This is a genomic window from Streptomyces sp. NPDC055955, assembly GCF_042270245.1.
Lineage (GTDB): Bacteria > Actinomycetota > Actinomycetes > Streptomycetales > Streptomycetaceae > Streptomyces.
The window spans coordinates 13606-39766 of record NZ_JBHJYS010000017.1 but is presented as its reverse complement, the minus strand read 5'-3'; the positions used below and the strand labels follow the sequence as shown (position 1 = coordinate 39766).

The window sequence follows — 26161 nt, the reverse complement described above, 5'->3', positions numbered from 1 at the left end:
AGCAAAGCGTTTTGAGGCTATGTGTCGCAGTCCATCACGGTGTGGCACAGTGCGCACCGCGCCCGCACCCGGCCCCGCACCGGCACCCGGATCCGCTGATGGCACGTCGGACAGGCAAACGTCACCCGCAGCGCGGACCCCTCCGTCGAGAACGCGTACCCACCGCCCGGCGCCGCCCCGCCCACCCCGTTCTGCCGCGCCTCACGCCGGTCCTTCGCGTACCGCCGCCGCCCCGCCCACCCGGCCGCCGTCAGCGGCGGCCGCTGCTCGTCGGCCCGCGCCCGCGCCAGCCCTTTCGTGTACGCGGTGTAGGCCTGCGCACTGGTGAACCACGTCTCCGGCGCCTCACCGAACGCGAGCGAGCGCTTGGCCAGCACGTAGCCGAACTCCTCCGGCGTGAGATAGCCGAGCTTCTGCGACGACGCCGCGTCCTCCCGGTACGCGTCGAGCAGCAGCCACCCCGCCCCCAGATAGGTGGTGGCCGTGTCCGTGAGGATCTCGTTGTCCCGCGTCCCCGGGAACGCGAGGCCGAGCCGGTGCAGATAGACGTGCATGACCTCGTGGGCGAGAGCGGCCCCGATGTCCCGCCGGTGCGTACGGAACCGGTCGTTCAGCTCGATGAAGTACTCCGGACCCGCCGCCAGCTCGACACTCGCCGCATGCGTCATCTCACGGAAACTGACGATCATCCGGGCATCCGGCAGCCGGTAGTGCCGCACCAGCTCACGCGCCACCCGCTGCGCCCCCAGGTACAGGTCGTCCTGATCGCAGAACGCCACATCGACCGGCGCGACGCTTGTCTCGAACGTGTGCACGGTGTCGTAGGAGAGCCTCTTGTACAGCGCGGTCACCGCCGCCCGCACCGTCTCCAGGTGCGGAAAGCCGTGCTCCACCGGTCCGCCGTTCGCCACGCCCGCACCCCCTGGGGCCGCCGGGCGCCACCGCCCGGACACCGGAACTCCACTGTACGGCGGGATCCGGCAGGCCCACCGGGGCGCGATTAGTCCAAGACCTCTCCCCCTTTTGTCCATGGGCCCGCAGGCCCCACCCGCACCATCGTGATCACCGCGCCCCACCATGAGCGCAGCGAGGACCGTGCCCGCCGGCTCCCACGGAGAGCGGCCCGCACCCCGTCGCGCGTAAAGAGGGGCCGGTTCCGTGATCCGGAACCGGCCCCGTATCTCCGCCCGGCGGCGCCTACGACAACGTCACACGCGGCTCGCCCGCCGCCTCCGTCTCGAGCACCCACACCTCGTTACGGCCCTCGCGCAGCACGGGACCCGGAACGTACAGCGAGTGCTGCGGCCCCACCGACCAGTAACGGCCCAGGTTGAAGCCGTTCACCCACACGAACCCCCGTGTCCATCCCGGCAGTTCGAGCTCCGCGTCCCCCGCGCCGCTCACCTCGAACGTGCCGCGGTACAGGCCCGCGGCCCCCGCACAGCCGTCCACCGGCGCGAGGCCCCGCACCGCGTCCGCGTCGTCGAACGCGTCCAGGCGCAGCGCCCGCGCCCGCACCCCGTGCAGAAACTGCCGCTCGTGCAGCACCCCGCCCGTGACGCCCTTCGACTCACCCGTGCGCGGCCCGTAGTTGACCCGGCCCAGCGACTCCACCCACAGCTCGATACGGGCGGGCCCCGCGACCGGCTCCGCGAGGACCGGCTCGTCCTCCGTGAGCACCCCGGCCCGCACCCCGTCCACGTACACCACGGCACGGTCCCGCAGCCCCGCCGCCCGCAGCGGATACGCCCTGCGCGGCCCCGGCACGTCCACGCTGTAACGGACCAGACCCCGGTCCACGCCGAGCTGCTCGAAGGTCGGCGGCACCCCGTACTCGCCCTCCGCCGAACCGAGCCCCTCCAGGACCGCGTCCAGCGGCACATGCGACGTCAGCTCCGCCGTCACCGCGACGGCCAACGCCGCCGGCTGCTCGGGGACGTCCGGCAGCGGCCCGTCCGCGTACTCGGCGAACACCTCGCGGAAGCGCCAGAACTTCTCCGTCGGCCGCCCGTGCTCGTCGACCGGCGCGTCGTAGTCGTACGACGTCACATCGGGCTGGAGCCGCCCCTCGTGCAGCTGCCCCGCCCGGTTCGCCCCCGCCCAGCCCCCGAAGCTCGTCCCGCCGTGCGCCATGTACAGATTGACCGACGCCCCGCACTCCAGGATCTCCCGCAGGGCCGCCGCCGCGTCCTCGGCGTCCCGCACGACATGGTCCGCGCCCCAGTGGTCGAACCAGCCGCACCAGAACTCCATGCACATCAGCGGACCCTTGGGCCGGTGCCGGCGCAGCGTCTCGAAAGCCTTCCGCGCGTTCGACCCGAAGTTCGCCGTCGCGAGGACACCCGGCACCGAGCCGCCCGTCAGCATGTGGTCGTCCGGACCGTCCGACGTGAACAGCGCCGCCGTCACCCCGAGCCCGCGCAGAGCGTCCGCGAGATGGGCCAGATACACCTGGTCCGAGCCGTACGAGCCGTACTCGTTCTCCACCTGCACCATGATCACCGGGCCGCCCCGGTCGTACTGCCGCTCCACGACCTGGGGGAGCAGCGCCGCGAACCAGCGGTCCACCGCCGCCAGGAACTCCCCGTCCCTGGTGCGCACCCGCGAGCCCAGGGGACCCGTCAGCCAGTGCGGCAGCCCGCCGTTCTCCCACTCGGCACAGATATAGGGCCCCGGACGCACGATCGCCCACAGCCCCGCCTCGCGCACCGCGTCCAGGAACCGGCCCAGAGCCCCCACGTCACGCAGCTCGCCGGGGCGCGGCTCGTGCAGATTCCACGGGACGTACGTCTCCACACAGTTCAGGCCCATCGCCCGCAGCATCGCGAGACGGTGCCCCCACTGCTCCTCGTGCACCCGGAAGTAGTGCAGCGCCCCCGACAGGAGCCGCACCGGCCGCCCGTCGACCTCGAAGTCGTCCTCGCCCACCCTGAACCCGGCCATCATGTCCCTCTCGCTCACGTACTGCCTGCCACGATCACCTCTGGCGGGCGGCAGGGTCCATGGACAAAGATCAGCCCTGTTTGGACGCAACGAGCGCACCACCGGCACCACACCCGCCCAGGAAGGGACACAAGCGGATGTACCACACCTGGATGCGGTATTTCACCCCCAGCCCGGCCCACCACCGCCTCGGCCTCGTCTGCCTCGGCGTCGGCCTCCAGTACGGCGCCCTGCCCACCGTCGGCCCCCGCACCCTCGACCACCACGTCGCCGTCGTCATCACCGCCGGACGCGGCTGGTACCAGGCCCCCGACGGCCGCCGCACCACCGTCACCGCACCCGCCCTCATCTGGGTCACCCCCGGCATGCCCCACCACTACGGGCCCGACCCCGACACCGGCTGGGACGAATGCTTCGTCGACTTCACCGGCCCCACCACCGCCACCTACACCGAACTCGGCTACATAGAACCCGAGCGCCCCGTCGTCCCCCTCTCCGACGCCGCCCACGCCCGCACCGCCGTCGGCCGCATCGCCCGCGCCGCCCGCCGCGGCAACCCCCTCCTCGAGGTCGAGACCGCCGCCGCCGTCCACGAACTCCTCGTCGCCCTGCGCCGCGCCCGCGCCGACATGGCCCCCGACGGCGACCCCGTCCTCCAGTCCCTCGCCCGCGACGCCTTCCAGCCCCTGACCGTCGCCGAACACGCCGCCCGCCACGGCATGACCCCCGCCGAACTGCGCACCGCCGTCCGCCGCGGCGCCGGCTGCAGCCCCAAGGACTACCTCCTCGGCATCCGCCTGGGCCGCGCCAAGGAACTCCTCGCCGCCACCGAACTCCCCGTCGCCGCCGTCGCCCGCCGCGTCGGCTACGACGACCCCGCCTACTTCTCCCGCCTGTTCACCCGCCGCGTCGGCACCGCACCCGTCCGCTTCCGCGAACAACAGGGCCGCACCGTCCCCGGCGGCTGGTCGCACACCGTCCCCGACCCCGACGACCCCCCGATGCTGCGCTCCCCGGGCGCCATGATCGAGCGCCCCTGAGCCACGTAGGGTTTCCTCCTATGACCAACAGCAACGCCCGCGACGCCGTGGACCCCGCCGTCCGCGCCGAACTCGCCCGCCTGCGCGACAGCATCGACAACATCGACGCCGCCGTCGTCCACATGCTCGCCGAACGCTTCAAATGCACCCAGCAGGTCGGCCACCTCAAGGCCGAACACGCCCTGCCCCCGGCCGACCCCGCCCGCGAGGCCAACCAGATCGAGCGCCTGCGCCAACTCGCGGAGAACGCCAAGCTGGACCCCGCCTTCGCCGAGAAGTTCCTGAATTTCATCATCAGCGAGGTCATCCGCCACCACGAGCAGATCGCCGCCAATGCGAGCCCCTCCGGCGACTGAGGAGCGGGGGTCCGGGACGGAGCCCGAAGGCCCCGGCCCAGCGCCGGGACAGGCCGCGCCGACGGGCACCGGCCCCTCGCCCCGTCCACCCTGTTCCCCGCCGGAGGCGTACGGCAGCATGTCCCCATGTCCGTACTGACGCGCGACGAAGCGCAGACCCGAGCCCAGCTCATCGACGTCCAGCGGTACACGATCGACCTCGATCTCACCCGCGGAGCCGACACCTTCGACTCCACCACCGTCATCGGCTTCACCACCCGCACGGCCGGAGACACCTTCGTCGAGGTCAGGCCCGCCGCCCTGCGATCCGTCACCCTCGACGGACACCCCCTGGACCCCGCCGCGCTCGACGACAACCGGCTCCCCCTCACCGGCCTCACCCCCGGCCCCCACGAACTGCGCGTCGAAGCCGCCATGGCCTACTCGCACACCGGCGAAGGCATGCACCGCTTCACCGACCCCAGCGACGGCGAGACGTACGTCTACACACAGCTGTTCATGGAAGACGTCCAGCGCGTCTTCGCCGCCTTCGACCAGCCCGACCTCAAGGCCGTCTTCGACCTCACCGTCACCGCACCCGACGGCTGGACCGTCCTCGCCAACGGCGTCACCGAAGACCTCGGCGACGGAACATGGCGGGCGGCCACCACCCCCCTCCTGTCCACCTACCTCGTCGCCGTCGCCGCGGGCCCCTGGCACTCCGTACGCACCGAACACCGCGGACTGCCCTTCGGCATCCACTGCCGCCGCTCCCTCGCCCGCTACCTCGACGCCGACGCCGAAGAGATCCTCGACATCACCCGCGCCTGCTACGACCGCTACCACGAGAAGTTCGAGGAGCCCTACCCCTTCGACTCCTACGACCAGGCGTTCGTCCCCGAATTCAACGCCGGCGCCATGGAGAACCCCGGACTCGTCACCTTCCGCGACGAGTTCATCCACCGCTCCGCCGTCACCGACACCGAACGCCAGACCCGCGCCATGGTCATCGCCCACGAAATGGCCCACATGTGGTTCGGCGACCTCGTCACCCTCCAATGGTGGGACGACATCTGGCTCAACGAGTCCTTCGCCGAGTACATGGGCTACCAGACCCTCACCGAAGCGACCCGCTTCACCGACACCTGGGTCGACTTCGGAGTGGCCCGCAAAGCCTGGGGATACGACGCCGACCAGCGCCCCTCCACCCACCCCGTCGCCCCCGACGCCGACGCCGTCCCCGACACCGCGTCCGCCCTGCTCAACTTCGACGGCATCTCCTACGCCAAGGGCGCCTCCGCTCTGCGCCAACTCGTCGCCTGGCTCGGCGAGAAGGACTTCCTCGCCGGCATCAACACCCACTTCCGGCGCCACCGGTTCGCCAACGCCACCCTCGCGGACTTCATCGCCTCCCTCGCCCACCACACCGACCGAGACGTCCATGCCTGGGCCGACACCTGGCTGCGCACCACCGGCGTCGACACCCTCACCGCAGGCGTCACCGAACACCCCGGACGGACGGCACTCACCGTCACCCGCGAGGGCAGCCGCCCCCACCGCGTCACCGTCGGCGTCTACGACCGCGACCTCATCGACGGCGCCACCCTCGTCCGCCGCGAACTGAGCGACCTCGACATCCCGGCCACCGGCGAACACAGCCTCCCCGGCCCCCGCCCCGCCCTCGTCGTCCCCAACGACCAGGACCTCACCTACGCCAAGATCCGCCTCGACCGCCACTCCGAGGAAACCGCCCTGCGCGGCCTCTCCCGCGTGCCCGACCCCCTCACCCGCGCCGTCCTGTGGAACTGCCTGCGCGACATGGTCCGCGACGGCGAACTCGAACCCCTCACCTACCTCGAAGCCGCCCGCGCCCACCTCCCCGCCGAACACGAACTCGCCAACGTCCAGGGCGTCCTCGCCTTCGCCCGCACCCAGATCGCCGACCGCTACACCACCCCCGCCGAACGCCCGGACGCCCTCGCCCTCCTCACCGACCTGTGCACCGACCTCATCCGCCGCACCGAGGACGGCAGCAACCCGGGCCTGCGCCTCACCGCCGTGCGCACCCTCATCGACAGCGCCGCCCACGCCGACACCATCCGCGACTGGTACGACAGCGGCAGCGTCCCCGGCGGCCCCGAACTCGACCCCGAACTGCGCTGGCGCATCCTCGGCCGCCTCTGCGTACTCGGCGCCGTCGACGACGCCGTCATCGAGGCCGAACTCACCCAGGACCCCAGCGCCACCGGCCGACAGGGCGCCGCCCACTGCCGCGCCGCCCTGCCCGACCCCGAGGCCAAACGCGCCGCCTGGGACGCCATGTTCACCACCGACGAGCTCTCCAACTACCTCTTCACCGCCACCGCCCAGGGCTTCTGGCAGCCCGAGCAGAGCGACCTCCTGCACCCCTACGTCGCCCGCTACTTCCCCGACGCCGTGGCCGTCGCCCACCGCCGCGGCCCCGCCATCGCCGACGCCGCGGGACGCCACGCCTTCCCCGCCCACGCCGTCGACACGCACACCCTCACCCTCGGCGAGAGCTGCATCGAGGACGACGCCCCCATCCCCGCCCTGCGTCGACGGCTCGCCGACCAACTCGACGACCTCGCACGCGCCTTGAAGATCAGGACGGCCACCGCCGCGTCCTAGGGCCCGTCTCAGGGGCCCGGCAGGTACGGGGTCCGGTCGCACCGGACCCCGTACCACCAACCGCCCCGCCCTCACCCAATCCCCGTACGGCAGTACCACTTTCGGGTTCCGATCGTTGTGATCGCCGGGCACGCCACCGCCACCGCAGACAGGCTGGAGGCCTCACCCGCGCACCCCGAAGGACACCGCCATGAGCAACCCGCCGCCCCTCGCCGGAGGCACCCAAGGCCCCCAAGCCCTGCGGCCGTTGCTCGACACCGTCCTCGACGCACTCCACGAAGGAGCCGTCGGCCGAGGCGGCCCCCTCCCCGCCGGCGGCCCCCACACCGTCACCACCCGCCTGCGCGAGCTCACCGGCGACCCCCTGCCCCACCACGGCACCGGCTCCGACACCGCGCTGCGCACCCTCGTGCAGGCCCTCGCCGAAGGCGCCGCCGACCCCGCCGACCCCCTGTGCGCGGCCCACCTCCACTGCCCGCCCCTGGCCCTCGCGACCGCCGCCGACCTCGCCGTGTCCGCCCTCAACCCCTCCATGGACTCCTGGGACCAGGCCCCCGCCGCGTCCGCCCTCGAAACCCTCGTCACCGACGCACTCGCCCACGAGGTCTACGGCGACGCCGGCCGACCAGGCCAGTCAGACAAGCCCGGCCGGCCCGGCCACCCGCAGGCACTGGTCACCACCGGCGGCACCGAAGCCAACCAGCTCGCCCTCCTCCTCGCCCGCGAAAGCCACGCCTTCGAGGGCCCCCTCCAGCTCATCACCGGCGCAGGCGCCCACCACTCCCTGCCCCGCGCCGCCTGGCTCCTCGGCCTCCCGGACCCCGTCACCGTGCCCGCCCCCACAGGCACCCTCGACCCCGCAGCACTCGACGAAGCCCTCACCGACCTGCCCGGACCCAAACTCGTCGCCGCCACCGCCGGCACCACCGACGCGGGCCTCATCGACCCTCTCCCGGAGATCGCCGACGTCTGCGAACACCACGGCGCCCGCCTCCACATCGACGCCGCCTACGGCGCCGGGCTCCTCTTCAGCCCCACCCGCCGCTCCCAGCTCACCGGCCTCGACCGCGCCGCCACCGTCACCCTCGACCTCCACAAACTCGGCTGGCAACCCGTCGCCGCCGGCCTCCTCGCCGTACGCGACCCCGCCGACCTCACCCCCCTCACCCACCACGCCGACTACCTCAACGCCGACGACGACACCGAAGCCGGCCTGCCCGACCTCCTCGGCCGCTCCCTGCGCACCACCCGACGCCCCGACATCCTCAAAATCGCCGTCACCCTCAAAGCCCTCGGCCGCACCGGACTCGGCGCCCTCGTCGACCAAGTCTGCGACCAGGCCCAGGAGTTCGCCGCCACCCTGCACGCCCACCCCGGCTTCGACCTCTACGACACCCCCACCCTCAGCACCGTCCTCTTCCGCCCCCACGGCGCATCCGACGAAAGCACCGCCCACATCCGGCGCACCCTCCTCACCCAAGGCCGCGCCGTACTCGGCCGCGCCCGCATGGACGGCCGGCTCTGGCTCAAAGCCACCCTGCTCAACCCGCACACCCAGCCGGGCGACCTGGCCCAGCTGCTGAAACTGGTGGAAGGAAACACCGCCCGATGACCACCGCGTCCACCCCCAGGCCCCCGCACCCCGAAGCACCCCGCGACCTCGTCGGCATCGGCATCGGCCCCTTCAACCTCTCCCTCGCCGCCCTCGCCCATCCCCTCACCGAACTCGACACCGCGTTCTACGAACAACGCCCCGCCTTCCACTGGCACCCCGGCCTCCTCATCGACGGCGCCACCCTCCAAGTCCCCTTCCTCGCCGACCTCGTCACCCTCGCCGACCCCGCAAACCACTGGACCTTCCTCAACTACCTCAAAACCCGCGAACGCCTCTTCCCCTTCTACTTCGCCGAGCGCTTCCACATCCAGCGCGCCGAATACGACGCCTACTGCCGCTGGGTCAGCGAGAACCTCCCCGGACTCCACTTCGGCCACCAGGTCGACACCGTCCGCTGGAACCCCGAACACCGCCTCTTCGAAGTCGACTTCACCCAACTCGACACCGAAGGCGAAGCCGAGGCACTCGGCCGCACCTACACCAAGAACGTCGTACTCGGCGTCGGCACCGCCCCCTACATCCCCGAACCGCTGCGCCCCCTCGCCGAAGCCCCCGCCGTCCCCGTCATCCACTCCGCCGACTACCTCACCCACCGCACCGAACTCCTCGCCGCCGACCACATCACCGTCATCGGATCAGGCCAGTCCGGCGCCGAGATCTTCCTCGACCTCCTCAAGAACCGCCCCCAAGGCCGCGAGAGACTCCACTGGCTCGCCCGCAGCGAAGCCTTCGCCCCCATGGAGTACTCCAAGCTCGGCCTCGAACACTTCACCCCCGACTACACCCGCTACTTCCACCACCTCCCCGAAGACGTACGCGACGGACTCGTCCCCGCCCAATGGCAGCTCCACAAAGGCATCGACGCCGAAACCATCGCCGCCATCCACGACGAGCTCTACCAGCGCACCCTCCACGGCGGCTGGCCCGACGCCACCCTCACCCCCGGCGTCCGCGTCCGCACCGCAGGCCGCGTCGCCACCACCAAAGTCGAACTCCACCTCGAACACCGCCGGCAGAACACCCGCTCCCGCCTCACCACCGACGCCGTCGTCCTCGCCACCGGCTACCGCGAGCGCCCCCTCGACCAGATCCTCACCGGTCTGGCCCCCCACCTCCGCCGTGACAAAGCCGAACGCCCCCGCATCGACGAACAGTTCCGCCTCGTCCTCGACCCCACCGTCACCGACACCGGCAGCAACATCTACGTACAGAACGCCGAACGCCACAGCCACGGAGTCGGCGCCCCCGACCTCGGCCTCGCCGCCTGGCGCAGCGCCACCATCCTCAACACCCTCACGGGCAAAGACCCCTACCTCCTCCCGCAGCGCACCGCCTTCACCACCTTCGGACTCACCCCCAACGAGAACCGCGCCCCCCGGACCCGGTCCGGAGAGCGCGGCAACACCCATCTCATCGAGCTCAAGAACTAGAACACCGGCGTACCGTCCCGCGTGAGGCGCCAGTCCACCGAAGCGAACTCCGCCGGGTCCAGGGTGCCCTTCGCGGTCACCCACTCGGCGATCCGCGTACGGATCTCCGTCGACTCCGACCACAGCTCCTGCGCCGACGCCACATGCGGGAACGCCCCACCACCGTTCGCCCGGTAGTTGTTCACCGCGAACACGAACTTCTGGGCGTCGTCCAGCGCCGCACCCTGATACGTCAGGTTCTTGATCCGCGAACCCGCCGCCTGCGCGACGTCGATGTCGTACGAAAGCCCCGACACATAGTCGTAGTTGTAGTCCGGACGGTTGTTCGCGTTCGTCAGCTTGTCCACGTCCACGACCGCGCCCGCCGCCGTCTGCACGAAATACTCGGCCGAGAACTCCAGGTACGCCCGCACCTGCGCACCCGTCATCAACTTCGCGACCAGCGTGTTGTCGTACACGTACAGACCCGACAGGTCCCGGATCGTCACCTCGCCCGCCGGAATCGTCGACGTACGCGAGAACGGCGAAGCCTGTGAGAGGACCGGCAGCGACGCGTACTCCGTCGACGCCAGCGCCTTCCTCACCACATCCGCCTGCACCGTGTTGATCAGGTCGATGATCGGCGCGTCCTTGTACCGCGCGTCGACCGTCGTCAGCTCCACCGTCGCCCGGCCCACGACCTGATTCACGTACTTCACCACCGCGGCATGCTCGTCCTTCAGCAGCTTCGTGATCTTCGGATCGTCCGCCACCGTCCGGGAGTCACGCAGCGACGCCCGGACGGACTCGACCGACCAACGCCCCTTCTCCCACACCAGATCGAAGTCGAACAGCGTCAGCCGCTCCGCGAAACAAAGCGGCTCCGACAGCACGACCGCCTTGCCCGTCTTCTCGTTCGTCACCAGCTGCTGCGGAATCTCCACATGCGCGTGCCCCACGAGAATCGCGTCGATCCCCGGCACCAGCCGCGCCACATTCGCCGCCGCGTTCTCCACGTAAGGGACCTGATCCCCGTACGACGACGTGCCCGAAGCCCCCGAATGCGCCGACACGATCACCACGTCCGCACCCATCGACCGCAGCTTCGGCACCCACTTCGCGGCCTGCTCCTCAAGCCCGGGGAACTTCAACTTGCCCTGCACATAAGCCTTGTCCCAGATCGCGATCCCCGGATTCGTCAGTCCGAGCACCGCCACCTTCACGTCCTTGCCGTGCGGCGTACGCAGCCGCTTCATGAAATACGGCGGGAAAGCAGGCTTCTCCGTCGTCGCGTCCACCGCGTTCGCGCCCAGCAGCGGGAACTCGCACTGCGACTCGAACTTACGCAGCGTCTCGATCCCGTAGTTGAACTCGTGGTTCCCGAGCGCCACCGCGTCATAGCCGATCGCATTCATCGCCTGAGCCATCGGATGCACCGGACCACCCTTCGCGGTGATCGGATCCACCTTCGCGAAGTAGTACGTCAAAGGCGTCCCCTGGATCGTGTCACCCGCGTCGATCAGCAGCGTGTTCCGCCGGCCCCGCTCCGCACGGATCTGCTCCACCAGCGTCGAGATCCGCGAAAGACCCAGCGCGTTACCCGCCGGATCCGAGTACTCCGCGTCCTTGAAGTAGTCCCAGTTGAAGACATGACCATGCAGGTCCGTCGTACCCATGACGGTGAACGAGTACCGCTTGTGCCCCTCCGGCCGGCCCCCGCGCGCCTGCGCGGCCGGCGCCGACACCGCCCCGGTCAGCGCCACGGCCGCACCCGTAGCAGCGGACTTGCCCAGAAACTTCCGGCGATTCAACGGCATCTCAGATCCCCTCCGGCACCACTCATCGACAGTTGCAACGCGCGTAGATTCTGGCCCCTCAACCCAACACGCAACAGACCCAAGAGGTTTCAATCCGATGACTGTCCGATGCGCTGCTGCCAAAGTGACCCCATGACCCCCGACGAAACGGCCCCCGAGGGACAACCCACCCCCTACGGCACCCCCCGAGCCCCCCGCATCGCCGTCCGCGGCGAAGCCCGCATCGAAACCGACCCCGACCTCGCCCGCATCGGCATCACCGTCAGCGCCCGCGGCACCGACCGCCGCGAAGCCCTCACCGACCTCACCCGCCGCAACACCGCCACCCTCGACCTCATCAAAAGCTACGGAGAAGCCATCGAAAAACTCGACACCGGCGCCTTCTCCATCACCCCCGAACTCACCCGCCACGGCCGCAGCGAACGCATCCGCGCCTACCACGGCCGCGTCCTCATCACCGCCGAACTCACCGACTTCACCGCACTCGGCGAACTCACCACCCGCCTCGCCGACCAGGACCTCACCCGCGTCGACGGCCCCTGGTGGTCCCTGCGCCCCGACTCACCCGTCCACCGCACCGCCCGACAGCAAGCAGTCCGCGAAGCGGTCCAACGCGCCCGCGAATACGCCGAAGCCCTCGGCACACGCCTCGCCGCCCTCATCGAACTCGCCGACACCGGAGCCGAGGACGCCGACCGCTTCGGACCCGCCCCCGGCGCACCCCACATGCGCATGGCCGCCTACGCCGGCGCCCCCGACGACACCCCCGCACCCCTCGACCTCGAACCCCAGCGCCAAACCGTCTACGCCAACGTCAACGCCCGATTCACCATGCACCCACCCGAGCTGTAAAAGCCCCGCCCCCGAACGACGTCACCGAAATACATGCTCATCGGAGCACCCCCATGCACAATTCAACACTTGTCAATAACCCTTCACTCAAAGGTGGTTGGGTAGTCACGCACAACCAATTCCCTACCCGTCGGTAAGCCCTAGGCTCGAACCATGCGCCGAGCAAAGATCGTCTGTACCCTGGGGCCCGCCACCGACTCGTACGAGCAGATCAAGGCACTCGTCGAAGCCGGAATGGACGTAGCCCGCTTCAACCTCAGCCACGGCACCTACGCCGAACACGAGGAGCGCTACCACCACGTCCGAAAGGCCTCCGACGAAACCGGCCGCAGCGTCGGAATCCTCGCCGACCTTCAAGGCCCGAAGATCAGACTCGGCCGCTTCCACGAAGGCCCCGTACTCCTTGAACGCGGCGACGAATTCACCATCACCGTCGAACCCGACATCCAGGGCGACCGCCACACCTGCGGCACCACCTACGACGGCCTCGCCACCGACGTCACCACCGGCGAACGCATCCTCGTCGACGACGGCAAAGTCACCCTCGAAGTCACCGCCGTCGACGGCCCCCGCGTCCACACCACCGTCATCGAAGGCGGCATGGTCTCCGACCACAAAGGCCTCAACCTCCCCGGCGTGGCCGTCTCCGTCCCCGCACTCAGCGACAAGGACCAGGAAGACCTCCGCTGGGCCCTGCGCACCGGCGCCGACGTCATCGCCCTCTCCTTCGTCCGCAGCGGCCGCGACATCGAAGACGTCCACCGCATCATGGAAGAGGAAGACCGCCGCCTCCCCGTCATCGCCAAAGTCGAAAAGCCCCAGGCGGTCGACAACATCGACGACATCGTCGCCGCCTTCGACGGAATCATGGTCGCCCGCGGCGACCTCGGCGTGGAAATGCCCCTCGAACAAGTCCCCATCGTCCAAAAACGCGCCATCAAACTCGCCAAGCGCAACGCCAAGCCGGTCATCGTCGCGACCCAGATGCTCGACTCGATGATCGACAACTCGCGCCCCACCCGCGCCGAGGCGAGCGACGTCGCCAACGCCGTCATCGACGGCACCGACGCCGTCATGCTCTCCGGCGAGACCAGCGTCGGCAAATACCCCGTCGAAACCGTCCGCACCATGAGCCGCATCATCGAAGCGGCCGAGGAAGACATCCTCGCCAAGGGGCTCCCGCCCCTCACCGAACGCAACAAACCCCGCACCCAAGGCGGAGCCGTCGCCCGCGCCGCAGCCGAAATGGGCGACTTCCTCGGCGCGAAGTTCCTGGTGGCCTTCACCCAGTCCGGCGACACGGTCCGCCGCCTCTCCCGCTACCGCTCACCCATCCCGCTCCTGGCCTTCACCCCGACCCCGTCCACCCGCTCCCAGCTCAACCTCACCTGGGGCGTGGAGACCTTCCTCGGCCCCCACGTCGACTCCACCGACGCGATGGTCGACCAGGTCGACGAGCTGCTCCTCCAGTACGGCCGCTGCCGGAAGGGCGACATCGTCGTCATCACGGCCGGCTCCCCGCCCGGAGTCTCCGGCTCCACCAACCTGGTCCGCGTCCACCACATCGGCGAGGACGACAGCCCGAAGTAGGGATCAGGGTCAGGTCAGTATTTGGGGCCTACGTGGGTGTCCATGAGGGCGACCGAGGCTTTGCGGGCGATGGAGATGTTGCGATGGTTCGCCTGCTGCCACTGGACGCCGAGGCTGTCCAGGGTGTCGGTGAAGAGCCTGATGATGTCGCCCGACAGGTTAGTGAAGAAGTACCGGGGATATTCGTACCGCTTGAGCTCGCCGGCGATGACCTTCTCGGTCCAGTTGATGATCCGGCATCCATCGGAGTGGATGAGTCCCCGGATGAACTGCCACGGGTGAGCGTCGACGATCTCGTTCTGCCATGGTTCGAGGGCGATCCGCCGTTCGTGCTTCTTGCCGGGGCCGTGCTGAGGGAAGAGACAGGGCCAGTGTTTGCTGGAGGTGGTGACCGCAACGCAGCCTGGCTTCTTGACGCGACACACACTGTTGTCCGGGCGGATCGAGCGCATGGCCGCTTCGCAGGCGTCGATGAGACCGGGCCAGGCATTGTCCATGACGATGCGGAGGACGTGGACGCCGCGTCGCTGTTCGCTGATGCAGCCATCGCCCAGATAGAGGCCCAACAGGTAGGAGTACGCCGCTTGGTCCTCGGGCGGGGTCGGCGTGTCCCCGCATCTTGGGCACGGGAGGCCTGCGCGCTTACGCGGTTCGATGTCGGTCTGCCAGGAGCGTATTGCGGCCCGGGAGACCCCGGTCTCCTTGCTCACCGAGTTCAGGCTGCGCCCCTGGGAGACCAGGGACAGAGCTCGTTCACGCATGCCCATGTCGTACATGTGGCCACTGTCGGCTGGTTGTGTACGGCGACACGCAGCAAAAAGTGGATGTTCACGAGAATGAGAACATCCACTTCTGGGTTGCGACCTTGGAATCGCAGGAAAAGTGCCCCAGGTGGGATTCGAACCCACACTGTCCGCTGTTTGAGAGCGGCCTCTCTAACCAGTTGGAGTACTGGGGCCTTAGAAAAGAAGGAGGAAGGTGCCCCCCTCGCGCGACCACCTTACCGCAGCTAGGTAGGCTCGTGTCAGCAGTCCCGCCCTGAACGAGGAGCCCCCGTGACCGCCCCCGAGTCGCCCCAGCCCGTAGACGCGCCCGACGACGACAAGTCGCACGTCCCGCCGCTGACGACCCGTGTCGTCATCGCCGAGGACGAGGCTCTGATCCGCCTCGACCTCAAAGAGATGCTCGAGGAAGAGGGCTACACCGTCGTCGGTGAGGCCGGTGACGGTGAGCAGGCGGTCGAGCTGGCGCGTGAGCACAAGCCGGATCTGGTGATCCTTGATGTGAAGATGCCGAAGATGGACGGCATCTCGGCGGCGGAGAAGATCGCGGAGGAGTCGATCGCTCCGGTGCTGATGCTGACGGCGTTCTCGCAGCGCGATCTGGTGGAGCGGGCGCGGGACGCGGGTGCGATGGCGTATCTGGTGAAGCCGTTCAGCAAGAGTGATGTCGTTCCCGCCATCGAGATGGCGGTGTCGCGGTTCCAGGAGCTGCGGACGCTGGAGAACGAGGTCGCGGATCTGACGCAGCGCCTGGAGACGCGGAAGCTGGTGGACCGGGCGAAGTCGGTGTTGCAGACGGAGTACGGCTTGTCGGAGCCGGCGGCGTTCCGGTGGATTCAGAAGACGTCGATGGATCGTCGGCTGTCGATGCAGCAGGTCGCTGAGGCGGTCATTCAGGACGCCGAGGAGAAGAAGGCGGCGAAGGGCTGAGTTCCGCCCGTGCCGGTCGTGGCTGAGGCCCGTGTCCCTCCAGGGGGTACGGGCCTCAGTCGTGTGTGGGCGGAGCTCAGTCTTCGCCGAGGTACGCCTTGCGGACGGATTCGTCGTGGAGGAGGTCCTGTCCGGTTCCGGAGAGGACGACGGTGCCGACTTCCATGACGTGGCCGTGGTCGGCGAGGGAGAGTGCGGCCTGGGCGTTCTGCTCGACCAGGAGGATGGTCGTGCCCTGGGACTTGAGTTCGGTGATGGTGGCCATGATCTTCTGCATCATGATCGGGGAGAGGCCCATGGAGGGTTCGTCGAGCATGAGCAGTTTGGGCTGTGACATGAGGGCGCGGCCCATGGCGAGCATTTGCTGTTCGCCGCCCGAGAGGGTTCCCGCGGCTTGCTTTCGGCGTTCGCCGAGGATGGGGAAGAGGTCGTAGGCGCGCTGGATGTCTTTTTCGATGCCGGCGGTGTCCTTGCGGAGGAACGCTCCGAGCTGGAGGTTCTCGGCGATGGAGAGCCGGGGGAAGATGCGTCGGCCTTCGGGGGAGTGGGCGAGGCCCATGGAGACGATCTTGTGGGCAGGGATGCCGGTGAGGGGTTTCCCGTCGAAGGTGATTTTGCCGCTGAGGGGCTTGAGGAGCCCGGACAGGGTGCGCAGGGTGGTGGTTTTGCCGGCGCCGTTGGTGCCGATGAGGGTGACGACTTCGCCCTGTTGGACGCTGAAGGAGATTCCCTTGACGGCTTCGATCTTGCCGTAGGCGACCTTGAGGTCTTCTACTTCGAGGAGTGCGCTCACTGGTCGTCTCCTTCCGTGGCGTGTGCTTCCGCGGCTTCGACTGCGGCTGCGGCGGTGTCTTCGGGGGCGCCTTCGAAGGGTTCGCCGAGGTAGGCGGCGATGACGCGTTCGTCGCCCTGGACGACTTCGGAGGTGCCTTCGACGAGTTTTTCGCCTTGGACGAGGCAGGCGACGCGGTCGCTGAGGTTGAAGATGAAGCGCATGTCGTGCTCGATGACGAGGACGGCGATGCCGCGGTCGCGGATGGCGAAGACGAGGTCTTCGGTGGCGCGGGTCTCCTGCGGGTTCATGCCGGCGGTGGGTTCGTCGAGGAGGAGCAGGCCGGGCTCGCTGGCCATGGCGCGGGCGATTTCGAGCTTGCGCTGTTCGCCGTAGGGGAGGTTGCGGGAGAGGTGGTCGGCTTTGTGGGCGAGGCCGACGAACTCCAGCAGTTCCATGGCGTGTTCGCGGGAGGCTGCTTCTGCCTTGCGGAAGCCGGGGCCGCGGAGGATGGCGGACCAGAGGCCTTCCTTGGTGCGGGTGTGGCGGCCGACGAGGACGTTTTCCAGGACGGTCATGTTGGCGAAGAGCCGGATGTTCTGGAAGGTGCGGGCGATGCCGGCGCTGGTGACGAGGTGCGGCTTGGGGGGCAGCACGGTGCCTTTGTAGGCGACTTTGCCCTCGGTGGGGACGTAGAGGCCGGTGAGGCAGTTGAAGAAGGTGGTTTTGCCCGCGCCGTTGGGGCCGATGAGGCCGACGATCTCTCCGGCGTTGACGGTGAGGTCGACGTTGCGTACGGCGGTGAGGCCGCCGAAGCGCATGGTGACGCCGGTGGCTTCGAGGACGGGGCTGGGGGCTGTGGTGGTGGTCATGTGGGTTACGCCCCTGCCTTGGTGACGCCGACGGTGGAGTCGGGCAGGCCTTGTTCGGGGATGTGGACGGTGTCGTCGCTCTCGTGGAATTCGAGTTGGCGGCGGCGGTTGGCGATGATGCCTTCGGGGCGGAACCGCATGAGGAGGACGAGTGCGACGCCGAAGGCGAGGAGTTGGTACTCCTTCAGGAAGCTGAGCTTCTCGGGGAGCATGTAGAGCAGGGTGGCGCCGAGGATGGGGCCGTTGACGGTGCCCATGCCGCCGAGGACGACGGCGGCGAGGAGGAACGCGGAGTTCGGGGGCACGGAGCCGGCGAACTGGTACGGGGCCGGGTTGACGCTGTAGCCGACGTGGGCGCTGACGGTGCCGGCGAGGCCGGCGAGTGAGGCGCCGAGGGCGAAGGCGATGAGCTTGACGCGGAAGCCGTTGATGCCCATGGCGGTGGCGGCGGTCTCGTCCTCGCGGATGGCGATCCAGGAGCGGCCGATGCGGGAGTCCGCGGCGCGGTTGAAGACGAGGACGACGATCGCGGTGATGAGCAGCATCAGGAGGAAGTAGTTCGCGAAGCGGCCGAGGGTGATTCCGCCGACGTCGTGGGTGCTTCCGAAGTTGAACCCGAAGATGTTGAGGTCCGGGATCATGGAGATGCCGTTGGGGCCGTTGGTGATGTTGGGTCCGGAGGATCCGTCCATGTTGTTGACGGCGATGCGGAAGATCTCTCCGAAGCCCAGGGTCACGATGGCGAGGTAGTCGCCGCGCAGGCGCAGGGTGGGGGCGCCGATGAGGACGCCGAAGACGAGGGAGGCGGCCATGCCGGTGAGCATGGCGGCCCAGAAGGGGAACTGGACGCCGGAGAAGCGGGAGAACTCGGAGCCGGAGACGAGGGCCGCGGCGTAGGCGCCGACGCCGAGGAAGGCGACGTATCCGAGGTCGAGGAGTCCGGTGAGGCCGACGACGATGTTGAGGCCGAGGGCGACGGTGGCGACGACGAGGATGTTCACGCCGAGGTTCGAGTTGTGTTCGTTGTTCTCGACGAAGGGGAAGAGCGCCGCGGCGAGGAAGGCCATGGTGGTGGCGAATCCCTTGTGCCTGGCGTTGAGCTGGGCGAAGCGGTCGAAGAGTCCGGCGGTGAGCAGGGCCCAGGCGCCGATGACGACGAGGAGCAGGTAGCCCAGGAACGTTTCGCTGGCGTCGGGGTCCACGCCGACGCCGTAGGCGAAGACGATCAGTGCGACGGCGGTGGCGGCGGTGATGGCGAGGCGTTCGCCCCAGGCGGGGAGTTTCGCGGCCGGGGGGATGGTGTCGGGCTTGGTGACGTAGTCCTTGAAGGTGTCGCCGGGCTTGGGGAGGGCCAGGGCACCGAGGAGGGCGACGAGTGAGCCGACGGCGGCGAGGTAGGCGCCGGGGTCGAGGGCGACGAGGCCCTTGAGGTCGACGGCGATCGCGATGGCGCTGAACCAGCTGACGGCGAACGCGGCGGTGGTGGCGAGGACGACGGGCTGGGTGGCTCGTGCCGGGTTGAGCCAGCCGAGGCCGCGGACGTCGAAGAGGGTCAGGGCGAAGAGGAGGGTGAGGACGCCGGCGACGAGGTCGAGGATCTGGAGTCCGGCCGGGGAGCCGTAGTAGGTGAGGTCCCCGGGGAAGTCGGACGTGTAGGTCCAGGACATGAAGGTGCTGGCGATGGTGGCGACGGCGCCGACGGCGATGAGGGCGCGGGCCGCGGTTCGGGGGAGTGCGATGAGACCGCGGGCGGGTGTGGTGGTGTCTGTGGTTGCCATGGTGCTCACGCCCTGTCCGCGACGCGTTCGCCGATGAGGCCTTGTGGCCTGAACAGCAGTACGAGGATGAGGAGTACGAAGGCCCAGACGGAGGACCAGCCGCCGCCGCCGAGCTGCTGCATGCCGGGGATGCCGTCGATGTAGCTGGTGGCCATGGTTTCGGCGAGGCCGAGGACGAGGCCGCCGATCATGGCTCCGTAGATGTTGCCGATGCCGCCGAGGACGGCCGCGGTGAAGGCCTTGAGGCCCATCTGGAAGCCCATGTCGTACTTGACCGTGCCGTAGCGCAGGCCGTACGAGACGGCCGCGACGGCGGCGAAGAAGCCGCCGATGGCGAAGGCGATGACGATGATGCGGTTGGTGTCGATGCCCATGAGCTGCGCGGTGTCAGGGTCCTGCGCGGTGGCCTGCATGGCGCGGCCGGTGCGGGAGAGGCTGACGAACAGGGCGAGGGCCGCCATGCAGAGGGGGGCGGCGATGATGACGAAGACGCTGCCGCTCTGGATGCTGACGGAGCCGATGTGGACGGGTCCGAAGGGCAGTTGGGGGAATTTGAGGTCGTTCTTGGCGTTCGGGTACCAGTTGAAGACGACCTGCTGGAGGGCGAGCGACAGACCGATGGCGGTGATGAGCGGGGCGAGGCGTGGTGCTCCGCGCAGTGGTCGGTAGGCGAAGCGTTCGGCCCCGACGGCGATGAGGACGGAGACGATTCCGCCGCCTATCAGCATCGCGGGGAGGGCTATCCACATGGATGTGCCGTTGGGCAGAACGTAGAGGTAGACCGTGAGTGCGCCGAAGCCGCCGGTCATGAAGATCTCGCCGTGGGCGAAGTTGATGAGCTGGACGATGCCGTACACCATCGTGTAGCCGATGGCGATCAGCCCGTACATCGAGCCGAGGAACAGCCCGTTGGCCAGCTGCTGCGGCAGGGTGTTCACCGCATGGCCTCCATGTGGTGGGGAGAGGTTGAGCAGGGCGTATGCAGCGGGCCGCGCGGTGACGGGTGGTCATGGCCGCGCGGCCCTGAGGTGGTGCTGAGGGCCTGTCCCGGTGGTTTCGACCGGGTCGGCGGTTCGGTCGGGCCTCGGCCCTCGGTGACCGAACCGCCTGGTGGCCCGGGGTGGTTCGGATCAGCCGTTGAACGTGCCGCTCTTGACGGCCTTCCACTTGCCGTCGACGACCTGGTAGACGGTGAGCTGCTTGTTGGTGGTGTCGCCGTACTCGTCGAAGGAGACGGGACCGGCGATGCCGTCGAACTTGGTCTTCTGGACCTCGTCGACGATCTTGGTGCGGGCGTCGGAGGGGACCTTGCCGTCCTTCACGACGTTGCCGATCGCCTTGATGATGGCGGTGGCGGCGTCGTAGGAGTAGCCGCCGTACGTGCCGTAGTCGCCCTTGAGGCCGGAGGCCTTGTACTTCTTGATGAAGTCGGCGGCGGAGGGCAGGGAGTCGACGGGCTGGCCGACCGAGGTGGCGAGGTCGCCCTCGGAGGTCTTGCCGGCGGTCTGGATGTAGGTGTCGCTGAACATGCCGTCACCGCCGAACAGCGGGATCTTGGCTCCGCCGTCCTTGAGCTGCTTGGTGAGCTTCTCGGACTCGTCGTACTGGCCGCCGTAGTAGACGAGGTCGGCCTTGGAGTTCTTGATCTTGGTGACGAGGGCGGAGAAGTCCGTGTCACCGGTGTTGACGTGGTCCTGGCCCGTGACCTTGCCGCCGGCCTTGGTGAAGCCGGCCTTGAAGAGCTTGGCGAGGCCGGCGCCGTAGGTCTGCTTGTCGTCGACCACGAACACCTTGCGCTTCTTCAGCGTGTTGTAGGCGTAGTCGGCCGCGAAGCCGCCCTGCAGGGCGTCGGTGGTGGCGGTGCGGAAGTACGTCTTGAACGGGCGGGACTTGGAGGTCTGCCAGTTCTTGCCCTGGGTGAGCTCGGGGGCCGTGTTGGACGGCGAGACCTCGACCAGGTTGGCGGTGGCGAAGACCTGCTGCATCTGGGTGGCGACACCGGAGTTCAGCGGGCCGACGACGCCGAGGACCTTCTCGTTCTGGACGAGCTGGGTGGCGTTGGACTGACCCTGGGCCGGGATCGCCTTGTCGTCGAGCGCCTGGACCTTGAAGGTCACGCCGGGAACGGTGTTGTTCTTGTTGGCGTCGTTCACGGCGATCTGCACGCCGCCCTGGATGCCGAGGCCCGTGGCCGAGTTCTGGCCGGTGAGCGGGGCGTCGACGCCGATGACGACAGTGGTCTTCTTGCTGCTGTCGCTGCCCTTGTTGTCGTCGCGCGATCCGCAGGCGGTGAGCGTGAGTGCTCCGGTGGTGAGCACGCTGGTCATGATGAGCAAGGAACGGTGTCGCACGATCAATCCTCTCCCTGGCGCGGCTCCCGTGGTTGGGGGCCGTGTGTCTCGCCGGGCCGTACTGGGGTGGTACAGGGCCGTGCAGCAGACGCGCCCGGCGGCGCGGTGACTGGCCGTGACTATAAGCGCAGGTGGGTGGGGTGGGGAGCTGAGGAGGGAAGGATGTGACGCTCTTGTTATGACGCGGTGCTCGTCCGTGGGTGCAGTGGGGGCGATTGGGACTTTTGGCCCGAGGGTGCCGGCGCGCGCGGGGAGAGAACGTGCTGTTCCGCTAAGGAACTTGGGGTGATCTTGGTCCTTACGGGCGGGAGTGTGCCGCCGGGGAGGTGGGCGCCGGGCGCTTCGGGGGCCGGTGGCTCGCGCTCCGCATTGCTCTGTTGCGGCAGAGGTAACTGATTGTTACTACGGTGTGAGATCCGTTCCCGCCTCGCCGGGCGGTTCGGAGCGCCCTCGGCGCGGTCTGCGGGTGGCGTGTGCGGAGGGCGCGAGATCACGGGGGCGGACGCCGTCGAAGAGGCGGCTGTGCTGCTGCTGTGCCTGACGGTTCCGTGGACCGGGGTCGAGTGCGGCAGGGGGTCGCACTTGTGTGCGGAGATGTGCACAGTGAGGGGTTTCGGGGCGCCGCCCTTCACTGTCAGTGGCTGCGCGGAGGTGACGCGTGTACACAATCCCGTTGGTCCGGACGATACTTGACGGTCAATCACGGGACGCGTGTCGCGTACGGGGGCGGTGAAGCGGAAGGTGGCGGTGCGCGGGTGGTGAGGGTCCGGCGGGCCGCTTCACTCCTGGCGCGGAAGGTGGCCCGGGAAGGGCGGGGATGCGGGAGTGCGGCCGGAGTCGTGTGGTGAGGGCCGTGTGCATGTGGGCGCCCGCGACGGGCTGGGGTGGCAAGTGGGGCTTGCGGGGTGCGGCGCAGGCGTGCGGAAGCGCGCCCAACGCCAATGCGGGCGGCGGGAGTTGGGGGGCTGTTCGCAGGGCTTCGGCGTGGCTGTCCGTGTGGGCGCGTATGGGTGCGTGTGGGGCGCCGTCGAAGGAAGGGGGTCCGGCTCGGCTGGTCCGGTACCGGTCATGGTCCATGCTGGTGCGGAGGAGGGGGGCCGCCGATGCCGGGTGGGCGAAGGGTTCAACTGTTCTTCGTCTGCGGGCAGTTGAGTGGTGGACCGCGTCCGGTGAACGTCTGCCCGTGGCGTCCGGTGGGGTGGTGAGGCCTGTCGGTCCGTGGGTCGAAGCCGCGTCGTCGGCGGCCGTGTGCCGAGCCGCTCCGCTTCCGTCCGGGGGGATGCCTGCCCTGCCCGGCGCGGCGGCGGTGGCCGCCCGCGCCGGGAACGGCGGCGTGAAGCGTCGTGATCGTTGTGGCGCCCTGTGACGGACCGGTCCGGTCAGGACCGGACCCATGAGGACCGGCCCGGTCGGGACCGGGTCAGCCCTGTCGCGGATGGGCCTTGTCTGGGGCGGGCCCCTGTGGCGTATCAGCCTGTCGTGGGCCGGCCCGGTGCCGCGCGAGCCCCGCGGCGGACCGGAGGGCCTCAGCTCTTGGGCATGTCCTTGAGGAGGCAGGTCAGGCGGGCCGAGCAGACCCGCCGGTCCTGCTCGTCGGTGATCACGATCTCGTACGTGGCCGTGGAGCGGCCGCGGTGGACGGGGGTGGCGACGCCGGTGACGAGGCCGGAGCGGGCGCCGCGGTGGTGCGTGCAGTTCAGGTCGACGCCGACGGCGATCTTGGAGCTGCCGCCGTGGAGCATCGAGCCGACGGAGCCGAGGGTCTCGGCGAGGACCGCGGAAGCCCCGCCGTGCAGGAGGCCGTAGGGCTGGGTGTTGCCCTCGACGGGCATGGTGCCGACGACGCGCTCGGGGGACGCTTCCTTGATCTGGACGCCCATGCGGGTGCCGAGGTCCCCCGCGGAGAACAGGGCGGGCAGGTCGACGCCGAGCGCCGCGTACTCGTCGATGATCTCTTGCGGGAACTTCACGCTGCTGTGCTCGCCCATGGTGCCCGGCTCCGTTCGTCGTCTGTCGGTGTGGTGCTGCGGGTGCTGTTCTGCCTGGTCGACTGCCTGAGCGAACGCTCAGTCGGTCGCCGATTGTTCCAGGCGGACGACGACGGACTTGCTGGTGGGGGTGTTACTGGTGTCAGCGGTGGCGTCCAGCGGGATCAGGACGTTGGTCTCCGGGTAGTACGCGGCCGCGCAGCCCCGGGCCGTCGGGTAGTGGACGACGCGGAAGCCGGGGGCGCGGCGCTCCACGCCGTCCCTCCACTCGCTGACCAGGTCGACGTAGGAGCCGTCCGCGAGGCCCAGGGCCTGAGCGTCGTGAGGGCTGACGAGGACGACCCGGCGGCCGTTCCTGATGCCGCGGTAGCGGTCGTCGAGGCCGTAGATCGTGGTGTTGTACTGATCGTGCGAGCGCAGGGTCTGCAGCAGCAGCCGGCCCTCGGGGAGCCTCGGGTACTCGACGGGCGCGGCCGTGAAGTTCGCCTTGCCGGTGGTGGTGGGGAAGCGCCGCTCGTCCCGCGGGCCGTGCGGCAGCGTGAAGCCGCTGGAGGAACCGGTCACGCGCGCGTTGAAGTCCTCGAACCCCGGGATGACTTTCGCGATGCGGTCGCGGACCGTGGCGTAGTCCTTCTCGAACTCCTCCCACGGCGTGCGTGACGCCTCGCCGAGGACGCGGCGCGCGAGGCGGGCCACGATCGCCGGCTCCGACAGGAGGTGCTTGCTCGCGGGCGCGAGGCGGCCGCGTGAGGCGTGGACCATGCTCATGGAATCCTCGACGGTCACGAACTGCTCGCCGCTGCCCTGGAGGTCCCGCTCGGTGCGGCCGAGCGTCGGCAGGATCAGGGCGCGCGCGCCGGTGACCGCGTGGGAGCGGTTGAGCTTCGTCGACACGTGCACCGTCAGGGCGGCGCGCCGCATCGCGGCCTCGGTGACGCCGGTGTCGGGGGAGGCCGCCACGAAGTTGCCGCCCATCGCGAAGAACACCTTCGCCTCGCCGTCACGCAGTGCCTCGATGGCCCGTACGACGTCGAAGCCGTGCTCGCGGGGCGGTGCGAAGCCGAACTCCTTCTCCAGGGCGTCCAGGAAGGCGGGCGCGGGGCGTTCGAAGACGCCCATGGTGCGGTCGCCCTGCACGTTGGAGTGGCCGCGCACCGGGCACACGCCCGCGCCGGGGCGGCCGATGTTCCCCCGCAGGAGCAGGAAGTTGACGACCTCGCGGATCGTGGGCACCGAGTGCTTGTGCTGGGTGAGGCCCATCGCCCAGCACACGACGGTGCGCTCGGAGGCGAGCACCAGGGCGAGGGCCTCCTCGATCTCGGCACGCTCCAGGCCCGTCGCCGTCAGCGTCGCGTCCCAGTCGGCGGCGCGGGCGGCCTCGGTGAACTCCTCGTAGCCGTGCGTGTGTTCCTCTATGAAGGCGTCGTCGGTGGCGCCTTCCGTCTCCAGGATCAGCTTGTTCAGGAGGCGGAAGAGGGCCTGGTCCCCGCCGAGGCGGATCTGGAGGAACAGGTCGGTCAGTGTGGCGCCCTTGATCATGCCCTGCGGGGTCTGCGGATTCTTGAAGCGTTCGAGTCCGGCCTCGGGCAGCGGGTTGATCGTGATGATCTTCGCGCCGTTCGCCTTCGCCTTCTCCAGGGCGGAGAGCATGCGCGGGTGGTTCGTGCCCGGGTTCTGCCCGGCCACGATGATCAGGTCGGACTTGTAGAGGTCCTCCAGGGAGACGCTGCCCTTGCCGATGCCGATGGTCTCCGTCAGCGCGGAACCGGACGACTCATGGCACATGTTCGAGCAGTCGGGCAGGTTGTTCGTGCCGAACTCGCGGGCGAACAGCTGGTAGAGGAACGCCGCCTCGTTGCTCGTGCGGCCCGAGGTGTAGAACACGGCCTCGTCGGGGGAGGCCAGGGCCGCCAGCTCCTCGGCGACGATGTCGAAGGCGCGCTCCCAGGACACCGGCTCGTAGCGCTCGGAGCCGTCCGCCAGATACATGGGGTGCGTGAGGCGGCCCTGCTGGCCCAGCCAGTAGCCGGAGCGGGTCGCGAGGTCGGCGACCGGGTGCGCGGCGAAGAACTCGGGCGTGACCCGGCGCAGCGTGGCCTCCTCGGCGACCGCCTTCGCGCCGTTCTCGCAGAACTCCGCCTTGTGCCGGTGGTCGGGCTCGGGCCAGGCGCAGCCCGGGCAGTCGAAGCCGTCCTTCTGATTGACGCGCAGGAGGGTGAGCGCGGTGCGGCGCACGCCCATCTGCTGCTGGGCGATCTTGAGGGAATGGGCGACGGCGGGCAGTCCGGCGGCGGCGCGCAGCGGCGCGTCCACCTGCGGCGCGTCCTGGACCGGATCTCCCGTGGGCGGCTTCGTTGCCATCGTCTGTTCCCCTTCGAGCACGCGTGTGAGGTACGTCGCCGATCCTCGCACGCACGACTGACAGCCCTTGCCGGAGG

The 26161-nt window shown here is 69.3% G+C and carries 19 protein-coding genes and 1 tRNA gene; 8 read left to right on the top strand and 12 right to left on the bottom strand.

The annotated features are described in order from the left end of the window. Positions 1 to 17 precede the first annotated feature (17 nt). Both ACFC96_RS29745 and ACFC96_RS29740 read right to left on the bottom strand, forming a co-directional pair. Complete coding sequence (locus ACFC96_RS29745; RefSeq protein ID WP_376258523.1) at positions 18 to 911, bottom strand: hypothetical protein; 894 nt, start codon at positions 909 to 911, stop codon at positions 18 to 20. 286 nt (positions 912 to 1197) lie between these two features. Then, positions 1198 to 2943 (bottom strand): beta-galactosidase, encoded by a 1746-nt coding sequence (locus ACFC96_RS29740; protein WP_376615127.1) that lies wholly within the window; start codon positions 2941 to 2943, stop codon positions 1198 to 1200. 137 nt (positions 2944 to 3080) lie between these two features. Here ACFC96_RS29740 and ACFC96_RS29735 point away from each other — a divergent pair, with 137 nt between their 5' ends. The 5 genes from ACFC96_RS29735 (at position 3081) to ACFC96_RS29715 (ending at position 10012) form a co-directional block, all read left to right on the top strand. Further along, positions 3081 to 3983 (top strand): helix-turn-helix domain-containing protein, encoded by a 903-nt coding sequence (locus ACFC96_RS29735; RefSeq protein ID WP_376258521.1) that lies wholly within the window; start codon positions 3081 to 3083, stop codon positions 3981 to 3983. 20 nt (positions 3984 to 4003) lie between these two features. Beyond that, entirely contained in the window at positions 4004 to 4339 is a 336-nt protein-coding gene (locus ACFC96_RS29730) for a chorismate mutase (RefSeq protein WP_376258519.1), read from the top strand. 126 nt (positions 4340 to 4465) lie between these two features. Then, entirely contained in the window at positions 4466 to 6967 is a 2502-nt protein-coding gene (pepN, locus tag ACFC96_RS29725) for an aminopeptidase N (protein WP_376258517.1), read from the top strand. 190 nt (positions 6968 to 7157) lie between these two features. Then, positions 7158 to 8579 carry a pyridoxal phosphate-dependent decarboxylase family protein gene (locus tag ACFC96_RS29720; RefSeq protein WP_376615014.1) on the top strand — a complete coding sequence of 474 codons (1422 nt, stop codon included), beginning with the start codon at positions 7158 to 7160 and terminating at the stop codon, positions 8577 to 8579. Continuing rightward, the gene (locus ACFC96_RS29715) at positions 8576 to 10012 is read left to right on the top strand and encodes a lysine N(6)-hydroxylase/L-ornithine N(5)-oxygenase family protein (protein WP_376615012.1); all 1437 of its coding nucleotides are present in this window, start codon (positions 8576 to 8578) and stop codon (positions 10010 to 10012) included. The genes ACFC96_RS29720 and ACFC96_RS29715 overlap by 4 nt, the downstream gene beginning before the upstream one ends. Here the strand turns inward: ACFC96_RS29715 and ACFC96_RS29710 are convergent. Continuing rightward, the gene (locus ACFC96_RS29710; protein ID WP_376615125.1) at positions 10009 to 11808 is read right to left on the bottom strand and encodes a 5'-nucleotidase C-terminal domain-containing protein; all 1800 of its coding nucleotides are present in this window, start codon (positions 11806 to 11808) and stop codon (positions 10009 to 10011) included. The two genes, ACFC96_RS29715 and ACFC96_RS29710, sit on opposite strands and share 4 nt — an antisense overlap. Before the next feature lie 132 nt (positions 11809 to 11940). On the opposite strand from ACFC96_RS29710, the gene ACFC96_RS29705 reads away from it, so the two are divergent. Both ACFC96_RS29705 and pyk read left to right on the top strand, forming a co-directional pair. Next, positions 11941 to 12660 carry an SIMPL domain-containing protein gene (locus ACFC96_RS29705; RefSeq protein WP_376615010.1) on the top strand — a complete coding sequence of 240 codons (720 nt, stop codon included), beginning with the start codon at positions 11941 to 11943 and terminating at the stop codon, positions 12658 to 12660. 153 nt (positions 12661 to 12813) lie between these two features. After that, positions 12814 to 14250, top strand: a complete 1437-nt coding sequence (gene pyk, locus ACFC96_RS29700) for a pyruvate kinase (protein ID WP_376615008.1) — start codon at positions 12814 to 12816, stop codon at positions 14248 to 14250. Positions 14251 to 14264: 14 nt separating this feature from the next. On the opposite strand, the gene ACFC96_RS29695 is transcribed toward pyk, so the two are convergent. Further along, positions 14265 to 15026, bottom strand: a complete 762-nt coding sequence (locus ACFC96_RS29695; RefSeq protein ID WP_340459265.1) for a transcriptional regulator — start codon at positions 15024 to 15026, stop codon at positions 14265 to 14267. Positions 15027 to 15133: 107 nt separating this feature from the next. Continuing rightward, a tRNA-Leu gene (locus tag ACFC96_RS29690) sits at positions 15134 to 15208 on the bottom strand. Between the two features lie 97 nt (positions 15209 to 15305). On the opposite strand from ACFC96_RS29690, the gene ACFC96_RS29685 reads away from it, so the two are divergent. After that, positions 15306 to 15962, top strand: a complete 657-nt coding sequence (locus ACFC96_RS29685; protein WP_376258508.1) for an ANTAR domain-containing response regulator — start codon at positions 15306 to 15308, stop codon at positions 15960 to 15962. A gap of 76 nt (positions 15963 to 16038) precedes the next feature. On the opposite strand, the gene ACFC96_RS29680 is transcribed toward ACFC96_RS29685, so the two are convergent. The 7 genes from ACFC96_RS29680 to ACFC96_RS29650 form a co-directional block, all read right to left on the bottom strand. Then, positions 16039 to 16755 carry an ABC transporter ATP-binding protein gene (locus tag ACFC96_RS29680; protein ID WP_376258506.1) on the bottom strand — a complete coding sequence of 239 codons (717 nt, stop codon included), beginning with the start codon at positions 16753 to 16755 and terminating at the stop codon, positions 16039 to 16041. Further along, the gene (locus ACFC96_RS29675) at positions 16752 to 17606 is read right to left on the bottom strand and encodes an ABC transporter ATP-binding protein (protein ID WP_340459268.1); all 855 of its coding nucleotides are present in this window, start codon (positions 17604 to 17606) and stop codon (positions 16752 to 16754) included. The genes ACFC96_RS29680 and ACFC96_RS29675 overlap by 4 nt, the downstream gene beginning before the upstream one ends. Positions 17607 to 17611: 5 nt before the next feature. Further along, positions 17612 to 19384, bottom strand: a complete 1773-nt coding sequence (locus ACFC96_RS29670; RefSeq protein ID WP_376258504.1) for a branched-chain amino acid ABC transporter permease — start codon at positions 19382 to 19384, stop codon at positions 17612 to 17614. A gap of 5 nt (positions 19385 to 19389) precedes the next feature. Then, positions 19390 to 20322 carry a branched-chain amino acid ABC transporter permease gene (locus ACFC96_RS29665; RefSeq protein ID WP_376258502.1) on the bottom strand — a complete coding sequence of 311 codons (933 nt, stop codon included), beginning with the start codon at positions 20320 to 20322 and terminating at the stop codon, positions 19390 to 19392. A gap of 192 nt (positions 20323 to 20514) precedes the next feature. Beyond that, positions 20515 to 21735, bottom strand: a complete 1221-nt coding sequence (locus ACFC96_RS29660) for a branched-chain amino acid ABC transporter substrate-binding protein (protein WP_376615006.1) — start codon at positions 21733 to 21735, stop codon at positions 20515 to 20517. A gap of 1526 nt (positions 21736 to 23261) precedes the next feature. Continuing rightward, positions 23262 to 23723 (bottom strand): PaaI family thioesterase, encoded by a 462-nt coding sequence (locus tag ACFC96_RS29655; protein ID WP_266669429.1) that lies wholly within the window; start codon positions 23721 to 23723, stop codon positions 23262 to 23264. A 78-nt stretch (positions 23724 to 23801) separates the two neighbouring features. Beyond that, positions 23802 to 26084, bottom strand: coding sequence for an FdhF/YdeP family oxidoreductase (locus tag ACFC96_RS29650; protein ID WP_376615005.1), 2283 nt, complete (start codon positions 26082 to 26084; stop codon positions 23802 to 23804). Between the last annotated feature and the right edge of the window lie 77 nt (positions 26085 to 26161).

Coding starts and splice junctions, on each gene's coding strand:
- ACFC96_RS29740 (WP_376615127.1), bottom strand. CDS start 2,943: ATGGCCGGGTTCAGGGTGGGCGAGGACGACTTCGAGGTCGACGGGCGG.
- ACFC96_RS29735 (WP_376258521.1), top strand. CDS start 3,081: ATGTACCACACCTGGATGCGGTATTTCACCCCCAGCCCGGCCCACCAC.
- ACFC96_RS29730 (WP_376258519.1), top strand. CDS start 4,004: ATGACCAACAGCAACGCCCGCGACGCCGTGGACCCCGCCGTCCGCGCC.
- pepN (WP_376258517.1), top strand. CDS start 4,466: ATGTCCGTACTGACGCGCGACGAAGCGCAGACCCGAGCCCAGCTCATC.
- ACFC96_RS29720 (WP_376615014.1), top strand. CDS start 7,158: ATGAGCAACCCGCCGCCCCTCGCCGGAGGCACCCAAGGCCCCCAAGCC.
- ACFC96_RS29715 (WP_376615012.1), top strand. CDS start 8,576: ATGACCACCGCGTCCACCCCCAGGCCCCCGCACCCCGAAGCACCCCGC.
- ACFC96_RS29710 (WP_376615125.1), bottom strand. CDS start 11,808: ATGCCGTTGAATCGCCGGAAGTTTCTGGGCAAGTCCGCTGCTACGGGT.
- ACFC96_RS29705 (WP_376615010.1), top strand. CDS start 11,941: ATGACCCCCGACGAAACGGCCCCCGAGGGACAACCCACCCCCTACGGC.
- pyk (WP_376615008.1), top strand. CDS start 12,814: ATGCGCCGAGCAAAGATCGTCTGTACCCTGGGGCCCGCCACCGACTCG.
- ACFC96_RS29695 (WP_340459265.1), bottom strand. CDS start 15,026: ATGTACGACATGGGCATGCGTGAACGAGCTCTGTCCCTGGTCTCCCAG.
- ACFC96_RS29675 (WP_340459268.1), bottom strand. CDS start 17,606: ATGACCACCACCACAGCCCCCAGCCCCGTCCTCGAAGCCACCGGCGTC.
- ACFC96_RS29670 (WP_376258504.1), bottom strand. CDS start 19,384: ATGGCAACCACAGACACCACCACACCCGCCCGCGGTCTCATCGCACTC.
- ACFC96_RS29655 (WP_266669429.1), bottom strand. CDS start 23,723: ATGGGCGAGCACAGCAGCGTGAAGTTCCCGCAAGAGATCATCGACGAG.
- ACFC96_RS29650 (WP_376615005.1), bottom strand. CDS start 26,084: ATGGCAACGAAGCCGCCCACGGGAGATCCGGTCCAGGACGCGCCGCAG.